The sequence below is a fragment of the Pseudomonas faucium genome, from assembly GCF_021602585.1.
GTDB lineage: Bacteria > Pseudomonadota > Gammaproteobacteria > Pseudomonadales > Pseudomonadaceae > Aquipseudomonas > Aquipseudomonas faucium.
Genome location: NZ_BQIP01000027.1, coordinates 64883 through 76030, shown reverse-complemented (window position 1 = coordinate 76030; position 11148 = coordinate 64883). Strand labels below are relative to the sequence as shown.

8 protein-coding genes are annotated in these 11148 nt (G+C 67.1%); 3 read left to right on the top strand and 5 right to left on the bottom strand.

Going from position 1 to position 11148, the window contains the following annotated elements; genetic code table 11:
- The 3 genes from L6D75_RS23880 to mnxG all read right to left on the bottom strand — a co-directional run.
- Positions 1 to 311 (bottom strand): SCO family protein (locus L6D75_RS23880; protein WP_176517621.1); only part of this gene is annotated, 311 nt, incomplete at its 3' end.
- Complete coding sequence (locus L6D75_RS23875) at positions 308 to 2290, bottom strand: cytochrome D1 domain-containing protein (RefSeq protein ID WP_176517620.1); 1983 nt, start codon at positions 2288 to 2290, stop codon at positions 308 to 310. The genes L6D75_RS23880 and L6D75_RS23875, both read right to left, overlap by 4 nt.
- 21 nt (positions 2291 to 2311) lie before the next feature.
- Positions 2312 to 8161 carry a manganese-oxidizing multicopper oxidase MnxG gene (gene mnxG, locus L6D75_RS23870; RefSeq protein ID WP_176517619.1) on the bottom strand — a complete coding sequence of 1950 codons (5850 nt, stop codon included), beginning with the start codon at positions 8159 to 8161 and terminating at the stop codon, positions 2312 to 2314.
- Positions 8162 to 8457: 296 nt separating this feature from the next.
- Here mnxG and L6D75_RS23865 point away from each other — a divergent pair, with 296 nt between their 5' ends.
- Both L6D75_RS23865 and L6D75_RS23860 read left to right on the top strand, forming a co-directional pair.
- Positions 8458 to 8745 (top strand): hypothetical protein, encoded by a 288-nt coding sequence (locus L6D75_RS23865; RefSeq protein ID WP_008091393.1) that lies wholly within the window; start codon positions 8458 to 8460, stop codon positions 8743 to 8745.
- A gap of 86 nt (positions 8746 to 8831) precedes the next feature.
- The gene (locus tag L6D75_RS23860) at positions 8832 to 9446 is read left to right on the top strand and encodes a Yip1 family protein (RefSeq protein WP_176517618.1); all 615 of its coding nucleotides are present in this window, start codon (positions 8832 to 8834) and stop codon (positions 9444 to 9446) included.
- Between the two features lie 17 nt (positions 9447 to 9463).
- Here L6D75_RS23860 and L6D75_RS23855 read toward each other — a convergent pair whose 3' ends face one another.
- A complete protein-coding gene (locus L6D75_RS23855; protein WP_176517617.1) occupies positions 9464 to 9724 on the bottom strand; it encodes a DUF1652 domain-containing protein in 261 nt (86 codons plus the stop codon).
- Between the two features lie 289 nt (positions 9725 to 10013).
- Between L6D75_RS23855 and L6D75_RS23850 the strand changes: the two genes are divergently transcribed.
- Positions 10014 to 10241 carry a DUF6555 family protein gene (locus L6D75_RS23850; RefSeq protein WP_176517616.1) on the top strand — a complete coding sequence of 76 codons (228 nt, stop codon included), beginning with the start codon at positions 10014 to 10016 and terminating at the stop codon, positions 10239 to 10241.
- On the opposite strand, the gene L6D75_RS23845 is transcribed toward L6D75_RS23850, so the two are convergent.
- The gene (locus tag L6D75_RS23845) at positions 10210 to 11142 is read right to left on the bottom strand and encodes a DNA-3-methyladenine glycosylase family protein (protein ID WP_236193862.1); all 933 of its coding nucleotides are present in this window, start codon (positions 11140 to 11142) and stop codon (positions 10210 to 10212) included. The two genes, L6D75_RS23850 and L6D75_RS23845, sit on opposite strands and share 32 nt — an antisense overlap.
- Positions 11143 to 11148 lie beyond the last annotated feature (6 nt).

Genomic DNA, 11148 nt, shown 5'->3' with positions numbered 1-11148 from the left:
CCGCCCAGCTGCTGCTGGACCTTGCCCATGATCGAGGACACTACCGGGCACACCGTGGTGCAGCTGGTGTAGATGAAGCCCATGACCACCAGGTGCTCGCCGACCAGGTCGTGTTCCAGGCGCACCGGCATGCCGTCCTGGTTGAGCAGCGAGACATCGGCAAAGCGCACGCTGGCCTTTTCCTGGCGGGCCGCCGGCGGTGGCGGTGGCTCGCCTGCGCCATCATGCGCGTGGCCAGCATGGGCCAGGGCGAAGTGGCTGGTCAGGGCCAGGCTCAGGAGCAGCAGCTTGCAGGAATGCTTGGCGTTCATCGCACAGCCCTCACGTCGGTCTGGGAAGCGGTAGCGGCTGCGGCTGGCAACACCCGCAGGCTGGTGTAGTTTTCTTCGGCGAACGTGCGCCCGAGCGAGGGCGACTGCACGTGCAGGTACCAGGCGCCGGGCTCGGGCAGCGTCAACCAAACCTGGTACACGCCCTCGCCCACTTCGCTGAGCGGCAGGTTGCGCGGCATCGACGACGGCGCCAGGAAGTAGCGCAGGGTCAGGTCGTTCAGGCCCTGGCGCGGGCGGCCGTCGTCACCGACGATGCGCACCGTGGCGGTGAACGCACGGTTCTGCGCCAACGGCTGGTCCAGGCCGATGAACTCGGCATGCGCGCCCTTGCGCCTGCTGGCGTCGGGCGCTGCCGCCACCTGGGTGCTGAAGCAATGGATGATCTGTGGCTGATTGAGCAGAAAGGCCACATCGAAGGTGCCGGCTGCCGGCATCTTCACCGTCGAGCCGTACACCCCGGGCGCCAGCTCGCGCAGGCTGCGGTCGATGACCAGCGCCGCGCGGGCCTGGTGGCCGCGGTTGTTGTAGCCGGACATCGGCGCGTTCATGCCTTCGGCGTAGAAGTAGGTGGTGTTGTCCACCGGGTTGACCACGAACACCGAGTTGTCGTCGCGCGACACCGACAAGCCCTGGGCCAGCGGCAGGTCACCGGCCTGGCGCGGCGCCGCGGGGCCGGCCTCGAAGCCCTGGACGATCGGCTGGCGGCCTTGGCCCAGGCTGCCCAGGTTGATCATGCTGACCTTCGAGGAGGCCAGGCCGCGCACGTAGGCATAGCCCTTGGTGAAGGTCAGCTGGTACGGCTCGGCGGCGACCGGGATGCGGTGGATCAACTGGTCGGTGCTGGCGTCGATCACCAGCGCCTGGTTTTCCAGGGTATTGAGCACGATGCCAAAGCGCCCGTCGCTGCTAAAACGCATCGGCCCCAGGCCCTGCTCGGCCTTGACCGTGTGGCGCAGCTGGTGGCTGCGGGCATCGTATACGCGCACGGTGCCCTCCTCGCCATCGCTGACGTACACCGCCTGGGACAGCGCCGAATAGGCCACGGCCAGCGGGTGCGGGCCTACCTCCAGGGTCTTGGCCAGGCGCATTTGGGCAATGTCGATGATGCTCAGGGTGCCGCCGTCGCGGTTGCTGACGAAGGCATAGCGCGAGTCGGCGCTGAAGGCGATCTCGTGGTGCCCGGAGCCGGTGGCGAAGCTTTTCAGGGTGCTGCGGCTGGGCACGTCGATCACCGTCACCCCGCCTTTGGCCGGGTCCTGGCTGTTGTTGCCGACCCACAGCCGGCGCTGGTCCGGCTGCAGGGCCACGCGCAGCGGCTGCTCGCCGGCATCCAGGCTGGCCACGCGGGTGAAGGTCTCGGTGTCGATCACCACGACGTTGCCGCGTTCGGGGACCGACACGAACACCTGCTTGTCGTCGCCGGTGGCCACCCAGTCCATGGGCCGCCCAGGCAGGTCGATGCGGGCCAGGGTGCTGGTCACCCCGCCCACCGACACGGTCGGGTCGATCACGGTGAGGCTGGCGTCCTTGTTCAGCACCAGCAGGAAGTAGCTGTTCAGGTCCAGCAGCGGCCGTGCGCCGATGCTGCTTTTGAGAAACAGCGCAACGCGCGCCTTGCAGCTCTGCTCGCGGCTGGCCTCCACCGGGGCCGACTGCGCCGGGTCGATCCACGCCCCCGGCGCCATGCCCGACAGCGGCTGGCCGCTGCTCTGGTCGGTGAGCTTGAAGCGAATGTTGGCGAACGTGCCCTCGCGCAGCTCGCCGCCGGCCAGCGGCCGCGCCTCGAACTCCACGGTCACGCCGTCGCGGCTGAGCCGGTGCAGCCCCTGCGGGTCGGCATTGTCCTGCAGCAGCTCGCGGGGGTCGCACCAGAGCTTTTCATAGGCCACGCCCAGGCCAATCAGGCCGCTGGCCAATGCCAACCCAAGATACGCCGGGCGGATCTTCTTGATGTTCATTGCACGTGCGCCCCCTCTTGCTTACTGCGCCGGGGCCGTTGCCGGCGGCGCGTCATTGGTCACCCGCAAGATCCCCCACAGCCCCGAGAGGTTGCCGTAGGCGGCATAGTCGCGGAACAGGTAGTCGCCCGGCACGGCGTTGACGCCCCCGGCGCTTGGCAGCATGAAGCTGAAGTGCGCTGCCGGCAGCACGCTCTCCTGGGCGCCGATGTACATGGCCATCGGGTTGTTGCCAAAGCGCACCGAGCCGATGCCTGGCAGGTTCATGGGGTAGCCGTCGAGGTCATTCTTCTCGGCCAGGAAGTTGTGCAGCGGCCACAGGTGGCCATCGAGCTGGTAGGTCATGCCGCGGCTGCCACCACTGGGCATGACGATGTGGTTGCGCACCGGCTGGCCCGGCTTGGCGTACAGCACCGGGGTCAGCGGGTCGCCGCCGACCAGGGCGTTGGCGTAGGCCATGTGGGCATTGGGAATGTCGGCAAAGCCCAGGCCATCGGCGTGGCCGAACGGCGAATCCGGGGCCATGCCAAAGCGCAGCCACAGCGGCTCGGTCTTGTAGTTGACGGCCATGTTGCCGTTGTCCTGCGGGTCGGCTGCCGCGCCGTTGCCTTCGGTGTTGATGCCCTCCACCGGGCGGCCATCGGCCCAGCGCATGTTCAGCGCCCGCTGCCAGACGGTGACGAAGTCGCGGTAGTCGGGCTGGCCTGCGACCTTCACCGTGGCCTGGGCGCGGCTGGCGTTGTCTTCGGCCCAGGTGGCGGTCTGCGGCAGGATGCTCATGGCGCCCACCAGGCCTTTTTGCGGTTGCTTGATGAAGTCCGACGGGGTCAGGTTGAGGCCGCCGAACTCGATGGCCGTGGTGTTGATGTTGTCCACCGTGCGGCCCAGTTGCAGGGCCGGCTTGCCTTCACGCTCCAGGTGCCCGGCGTAGTACTGGTACACCTTGCTTGGGTAAGCGCCGCTGTTGCCGGCCCGGGGCGGTACGGTCTGCACCGGGTTGAGGCCGACGTTGGCGCCGTCGGACTTGGTGATGTCGTAGGCCAGCAGTTGCGCGTGCAGGCCCACGTGGCTGGAGGGGCGCATCAGGTTGTTGGCAAAGGCGGTGGCGCCTTCGCTGTCGAAGCGGTCACGCTTGACCACGTTGTGCATCACGGCGGTGCTGGGCAGGTCTGGCATCAGCAGCGGCAGGCGGTTCTCCAGGGTGATGCTGATGCAGTCGCCGGCGTTGGCGCGCAGGATCAAGGGCTCCACCGGCACCCCTGGCTTGAGCTTGCCGGTGCTGGGGTCGAGGTCGGCCTTGCGCACGTAGAGCACGGCGGTCGGGTCGTGCAGTGGCGCGCTGTGGCCACCGAGGGTGAAGGTTTCGCCGTCCTCGGGGTCGACGCCGCTGACCTGCGCGATGCGGGTGTGGCGGTTGTTGAACACCAAAGTGCCGCCGTTGGCCTTGAGCGGGCCGCCGACATGCTGGCCGTTGCCGGCCGGGTCGGTGATGCTGACACCGTTGCGGTTCTCGAGGATGTCGTTGGCCAGCGCCGCGACCACTTCGTAGCTGCGCTTGACCGTGGTGCGGGTGCCGACCCCGTTGGGGTTGGCCGTGGTTTTCGGGCAGATGCCGTCGAAGTTCACGGTGTTGCGCATGGCCACCGGCTGCGGGTTGTTGGGCAGCGGGTAGAGGTCGGGGCGCTGCGCGGTGTAGTTGCGCATGATGCCCCAGATGCCGTTCCAGTAGCCTTCCAGGGCCGCATCCAGCGAATACAGGTAGTCGCCGTTGGTGGCCGCGGAACTGGAGATCATCGACACCGGCGCCATGAAGCCCAGCTGCTCGGAGATGCCGATCATCTGCGACGACTTCCAGCCCGAGTTGGAGCTGTTGCCAAAGCCGGTGCCGTTCTGCAGCCACTTGACCCCATGCAGGGTGACGTTGTGCTCCTCTTCATGGCCGCCGGCGTGCATGCGCAGGCGCACGTTGTCGCCGGAGTAGGTGCGCAGCATCGGGGTGAACGGGTCGCCCGGCTCGCTGCCGCCCTGGTTGATGTGCGGCGGGAACAGCGTGGTGCCGCCGGTGGGGCCGACCGCCGAGGTGATCGCCGTGGGCGCCAGGTTCATCGCCGGGATGGCGCGGTCGGTGCGGGTCTGCAGGGCATAGCTGAGGTCGCCGCCCAGGCCGTCGGCCTGCATGCCGCGCTTGCCGTCGGGGCCGACCTTGTTGGGGTCGAACACGCGCAGGGCCAGCGGCTCGTTGCGGTAGTTGACGACGAACATGCCGGGGTCATCGACCGAGATCGCCTGCGGGCATGGCCGGCTCGGGCAGCCTGGGTTGAGGCCGCCGCGCTCCTCGACGATGGCCTCGAGCAGGTTCGACGCCTTGCCGCGCACCGGTGGGTTGATGGCGTAGCGGAAGCTGTCGGCGGTGGCCGGGTAGGCCTGCGCGTTGGGCACGCCATCGGGGCCGGCGCCCACGTACACGCCGGCTTCATAGGCATGCTGGAAGTCGCTGTATTCCAGGAAGAACTCGCGGTAGCTGTCGTTCTTGCCGTCGCCGTCATGGTCGCCCGTGGCGATCACCGCCTGCCACGAGGTCGGGCCGCCGTCCTGGCGGATGGCCGGGTTGTACAGCGGCTCGCCGGTTTCGGCGTGGTACCAGGTGGAGCCGGCAGGCTCGGCCAGCACGGTGGCGTACAGGCCCAGTTGCTGGTGGGTGGATGGGCCGAGGTGGTCGTGGGTGAAGATGGTGCCCAGGCCACGGTCGACGTTGTACACGTTGATCAGCGGGTCGGCGAACCAGCGCTGCATGGCGGTGCGCGCACCGAGCCAGTCGGCCCGGCCGAAGCGGCCGAAGTACGGGTGCTGCTTGGCTTGCGGGCAGGCCGCGGTGCCGTCGCGGCTGTCGCCTTCGCTGCAGGCGTTGAAGGCGCGGATGGCGCGCACGCGCTCGACCACGCTGCCGGGCGAGAGGATGCCGTCTTCGTAGTTCCAGCCGTTGGCCGAGCCGTCAGCAGCGGTCAAGTCCCACTTGGGCAGGTGGATGTGCTGGCCGATCACGTCGGTTGGGGTGCGCACCTGGTAGTCGTCCATTTCATAGAACGACGGGATCAGGTTGGTGTGCTGGTACATGGTGCAATCGAAGGTGTTCATGCGCATCACCAGAGGCTCCGGTGGGCGCTGCTTGGTGATGACCGGCCAGGCGTCCTCCCACAGGGCGATGATGCGCGCCTGCGGGAAGTGGTAGCCGACCTTGTTGTACACCGCATCGAACTGGATGTTGGCGCCCTTGTAGATGCGCGGGCGGTCGGCGGTGAAGGTGGAAGCGCCGCGAAAACTCATGCCATTTGGCGTGTCGCCGCTGACGAATTCACCCACCCCCGAGGTTTGGGTCAGGCGCTTGCCGCGGTCGTCCATGCACGGCTCGTAGAACGGTGCCCCGGCGGTGGGCAGCGCGCCGTTGGTGCGAAACGCCTTGGCCACCGGCTGGCCACCGGGCATCAGCGCGTAGCTGGGGTGCTCGGCCTTGGCATGGAACTGCATGGCGGCCTGCTCGACATCGGTGCCCTCTTCGGGCAGATAGATCGGCTTGGCCTTGTGCACCACCTTGGAGAAATCCAGCTGGGTGGTGGTGGCCACGGCCTCGCCGCCGGCGGACACACCGTCCAGGGCGTGGCGCCCGAGGCCGCCGTCCCAGCCATCGACCTGGTTGGGGTCAAGGTTTGCCCACAGCGCCTTGCCGCTGTCTTTGAGTTGCCGGGCCAGGGCCGGGTCGAGCATGTCCAGCGGCGGGGTTGGCGGGCGGTTGCCGACGCTGCTTTCCATGCCGCCGATCCAGAACGGGTAGCCTGGGTTCTTCAGGGTACCGTCAGCGTTGCGGTTGGCCTCGCTGCGGTCGACCAACGCCAGTGAGCCGATGGCCTTGGGCCCTTCGGGTTCATGGCCGGGGTCGTCGTCACCCTCTGCTTGCTGGTCATCGTCGTCATGGCTGGCGACCAGGGTTGGCGCAAGCTTGGGCACCACCACCACTTTGCCGGGCATCGGCGCCATGGCCTTGCCTGGCAGCGGCACGATCGCCGGAATCGGCGTACCGGCCACGATCTCGCCGTCGGGCAGCGCGCGGGCACCGTTGGCCGGCTTGCCGCTGCGCAGCGCGAACGGGGTGCTGTGAAAGCCATTGGCGCCCTGCCCGCTGACCTCCAGGCGGGTGCCTTCCTCGAACACGTCGTGCACCCGCCACATGGCCCACATGCCCTGGGCGAAGTGCGGGTAGAAGTGGCAGTGGTAGATGGCGTCGCCGGCCACGCGATTGCGGTTGCCCGAGCCGCCGTTGGCGATTTCGTAGGTGTAGCCAACGCCCGCGCCGATGCCCTGGGCGTCGATGTAGTCAGAGTTGTCGTCATTGGGGTTGAACAACCACTGGTGCCCGTGCAGGTGGAAGATGTGCTGCTCGTGGCCGTTGTGGGTGTTGCGAAACTTGGTGAAGTCGCCAATGTAGCTGTGGTGCACGTTGGCCGGTTCCGCCGGGTACAAGGCCATGCTCGCCTTGACCCCGGTGGCGCTGGCCGGCGGCACCTCGCCTGGGCGGATGTGCTCCAGGCCAACGTTGGCCGGCACATCCACCAGGGTGCCGATATCGCCCACGGTATGGGCGCTGAGGAAGAACTCTTCATAGGCGCACGACAAACAGTCGTGCATCGGCCCGACCCCCAGCCGGTTGGCCACCACCTCGGCGCCCATGCCACCGGAGGCGTAGTTGATCATGAACGAATCGCGGGCCGGCTCCAGCACATGGCCCATCACCGGGTCCGCCCAGTAACCGGGGAAGGCCTGGGTGCCGGCCACTTCGTCGGCGAACTGCGCGGCAAAGTCGCGGAACGCTTCCAGGCGGTTGGGCAGCGCCGGGTTGCGCTTGCCGATGTTTTCCAGAGGGTAGGTGGACTTGGGGAAACTGCCATCGGGGTTGGGGCCCATGACGATGGCATCGGTTTCGCTGTTGAGGATCTGGTTGCCATCGACCATGGCGATGATCGGCTTGCCGGCCTTGCCTTCGCTGACCCAGGGCTCGGCTTGCGGGTAACGCGCCTGGTAGTCGATCACCGGCTGGCCGGTGGCGGTACGGCCGCTGGTGGCCAGGCGCATTTCCTCTTCGGTCAAGGTGTTGCGGTAGGTGCGCCCACCTTTGGGCACCACCACCACTTGCCCGAACAGGCCGTTTGACACGTTGCCAGCGGTGCCTTCGCCGCCAAAGGTGGCGGCCTTGCTGGTGGCGGCGAACGCCCCTTCGCGCTCGGCATAGAGGGTGTAGCTGCGGGTGCTGCCAGGGCTGACCAGGAAGTTGCCGTTGCGCCCGGTGTTGGCGGAGATATCGGCGATGCTGTTGACCGCCTGCAGGCCATTGACCTGGAAGCCCACCAGGCGCTCGGCCACCTGCTGGTCGGCGACCTGCCCTTCACCGGCTGGGTTTTGCACGTCGTTTTGCGCGCCCTCTTCGCCCTCGGGCGCCTCGGCTTCCATCCCGTGCTTGTTGGGGTTGGCCTGGTAGTCGAGCAGGTTGGTGAGGTTGACGGTCAGGCAGTCACCGGCGGCAACCCGCAGCACGATCGGCCGCGGGCGCTTGTCGGGGCGCAGGGTGACTTTACCCGGCACCGCGGCGCCGCCTTTGCTCAGCGGTACTTGCTTGTCGTCCACCACGTCTTCACGCAGGGCGAACATCATGCCGTTGGCGTTTTGCGCGCCAAGGCGGTTGAACATCAGCGGCTGGTCCAGGGCTACCACGTTGGCCACCAGGGTGCGCTGGCACTGCACGGCCGCCTCGCAGGTCGCCTGCCAGCCGAGCACGGCCAGCACGAGGGTGGTCAGGACGGGGCGTTGGTAGAGGGTCGACATGCTGCACCTCCAGGACACAGGAACTCTGCGCAGAGGATCAGCAAGGTCTATGCCATTATAAAAAAGGCATTTGATTCAGCGAGTTAGGCAGGGAAGCAAAACGAATTGGGGAGCATTCCCCAGCCGCTTTCCCCGATTCGGGGGATGAGAGGGATTGGCATTTGCCAGGGCGGTAAATTCTCGGTCAATCCAGTTGAACGTCCGCTGCTCGCGGCCCTCAAAAAGGAGATACCTGTATCTCTTGCGAGGACCTTGCCGATGTTCCTTCAGCGCCTAGCCAGAAGCGCCCCGCAGCCATGAAAATGCCCGGCCGCGCGCCCAACACCCCCGTGCAGCTCGACTATGTGCGCGACACCCTGTTCGGCCCGGTGGCCCAGAGCGTGGAGTGCCAATGCCAGCTTGCCGCCCTGAGCCTGCAAGGGCGCCCCGCCTTGCGCCTGCACATTTGCCCGCCGCTGCCCGACAAGGTCGAGCGCGCCCATAGCGTTGCCTTCATCTGGGATGGCCGCAGCTACCATGGGGTGGTTCGCGACCAGGGCAAATGCGGCGATGGCGGCCTCAACCTGCTGGTGGAGCTGCAATAAGCCGATCAACGGCGGCGAACCGGGCTGAACCTGGCGCAAATGGCGTACCTCCATACCTAAAGGCCCCTGCCTTTGTGGAGAACGCCATGAACAGTCCGTTGCTCAAGCTTTTCACCCACCCTTCAGATGCCTGGATGGAAATACGCCGGGCCGAGGAAGACCACCCGCAGCAATACCTGCCGCGCCTGCTGGCCCTGGCGCTGATCCCGGCGCTGTGCCTGTTCGTCGGCACCACCACCTTTGGCTGGAGCCTGGCTGCCGAGGAGCGCGTGCGCCTGAGCATGGCCAGCGCGGCGCAACTGGCGGCGCTGCTGTATGCCACCACGGTGGTCGGGGTGATGCTGATGGGGGTGATGATCCGCTGGATGTCGCGCGGCTTCGATACGCAACCGAGCCTGAACCAGTGCATCGGTTTTGCCGCCTATTGCGCCACGCCGTGGTTCTTCGCCGGGGTGATCGGCCTGGTGCCGGTTCGCTGGCTGGCGTTGATCGTGCTGGCGGCCGCGTCTGCCTATGCCACCGTGCTGCTGTATGGCGGCCTGCAGACCTTTTTACGCCTGCGCAAGGAACAGGCGATGCTGTTCGCAACCTGCGTGTGGGGGGTGGGGCTGTTGCTGCTGGTGACCATCCTGGTGTCGATGATCCTGTTCTGGAGCAACGGGCTGATGCCCGAATACGTGCGCCCGGCCAGCCTCGGCTGACCGGTGCACGGCGCCGCTCAGGCGATGGCCCTGAGCGGCGAAGGATGGGTGGACCGCAGGGCGTGCAGCTGCCCTACAAGGTTCACCACATCGCGGCAACTGTTGAGGCCTTGCAACGACACCCCGGTAAGGACGACGCCCTCCTCCAGGCTTTGCCCCTGGGCCAGCCGGATGGTCAGGCTGACGCCATCGGTGCAGCTCACTTCGCAGCGGTCAGGCAGGCAGGCCTGTTCGATCATTTGCCGCATTTCTAGCATCGAAACGCCTATCAACGACATGGTACGACCCTCTCTGTACTGGATGGCCTGTTGTTGGAGTACGCCTTTGGCAGGCAGGGTGCCAATTGATAATGCGCATGCCCAAACGGCCGTCCATGCGCCTGGGCAATGGTTGCGCGCGAGATCATCTAGCACCTTAGTGGAAGAACCCCGGCAGGCGGTGACCGTTCGGTCCAATGATGGCACGGGGCGACCAGCGGTCGCTGAACCGCCATTGGGCGGGCACGGGCAAACTTTTTGCCGGCGCTGAGGCTCCATTGCTCAAGCCACACAGGACGCTGACTCCCCGATGATCGACGCCAAACTCTACGTGATCGACTATCAGCTGCATGGCAAGCCCAAGTCCTTCGTCATCCGTGCCGAACAGATGGACAACGCCGAGGCCTGGCACTGGGCCAGTTGCGATGCCGGCCTGGGCCGCATTGGCCGCTACAGCCACGAAAAGGTGCGCAAGGTCAGCCGGCCGATGGCCGAGCGCTTCGGCATCAGCGACGTGCGCTGGCGGCAGTCGGGCTGAAGTCGGCCAGCGAAGCCCACAGGTGCTGCGCGGCATAGGCCCGCCAGGGGCGCCAGGCCAGGGCGCGTTCGCCAAGCTGGGCGTCGGGGCCTTCGTGCAGGCGTAATGCCTTGACCAGCGCCACATCCCCCAACGGCAATGCATCCGGCGCACCGACCTGGCGCAGGGCCAGGTAGTGGGCACTCCAGGGGCCGATGCCCTTGAGGCGGCAGAGGTTGCCCAGCACGGTTTCAAGCGGCTGCCCCGGGCGCAACAGGCCGGGTTGCGCCTGCAGCGCTCGGGCAAGGGTGGCGAGCGTGGCCGCCCGCGAGCGCGGCATGCCGAGGTTTTCCAACTGGGCGCTGGCGATCGTTTCGAGGGTGGGGAATATGTGGGTCAAACCATACACCTGCACCTGCAGCGCCTGGCCATGGCGTGCCACCAGTCGGCCGGCCAAGGTCATCGCCCCCGCCACGCTGATCTGCTGGCCCAGCACCGTGCGCATGGCCTGCTCGCAAGCGTCCCACCCCTGCGGCACGCGCAGGCCGGGGCGCGCGGCTAGCAAACGGGCCAGCAACGGGTCGGCGTTCAAGGCTTGGGCGATGTGTGCGGGGTTGGTGTCCAGGTCGAATACCCGGCGGATGCGGGCGATCAGCCCTGGGAGTGCGGCGTTGGGTACGCCGGTCAAACGGACCACTAGATGGTGCCCGCGTGCTGGCCTGGCTTCCAATACGGCGTGGCGGCCGGCGACCACCAGGGTGCGCCGGTACACGCCTTCGTTGAAGGTTTCGATGCCAGGGATACAGCGGGCGGCCAAAAAGGCCAGGGTCGACGGCCAGTGGTACGGCGCACAGTAGCGCAGCCACAGCGTGTGCTGCAGGTGGCAGCGGCTGTTGCGCCGTACCGCGTGCAAGGGGCTCATCGGCCG

Bases quoted from the DNA above. Each gene is read 5' to 3' on its own strand.
- L6D75_RS23875 (WP_176517620.1), bottom strand. From the start codon at position 2,290: ATGAACATCAAGAAGATCCGCCCGGCGTATCTTGGGTTGGCATTGGCC.
- L6D75_RS23860 (WP_176517618.1), top strand. From the start codon at position 8,832: ATGAACAGTCCGTTGCTCAAGCTTTTCACCCACCCTTCAGATGCCTGG.
- L6D75_RS23855 (WP_176517617.1), bottom strand. From the start codon at position 9,724: ATGTCGTTGATAGGCGTTTCGATGCTAGAAATGCGGCAAATGATCGAA.
- L6D75_RS23865 (WP_008091393.1), top strand. From the start codon at position 8,458: ATGAAAATGCCCGGCCGCGCGCCCAACACCCCCGTGCAGCTCGACTAT.
- L6D75_RS23850 (WP_176517616.1), top strand. From the start codon at position 10,014: ATGATCGACGCCAAACTCTACGTGATCGACTATCAGCTGCATGGCAAG.
- L6D75_RS23845 (WP_236193862.1), bottom strand. From the start codon at position 11,142: ATGAGCCCCTTGCACGCGGTACGGCGCAACAGCCGCTGCCACCTGCAG.
- mnxG (WP_176517619.1), bottom strand. From the start codon at position 8,161: ATGTCGACCCTCTACCAACGCCCCGTCCTGACCACCCTCGTGCTGGCC.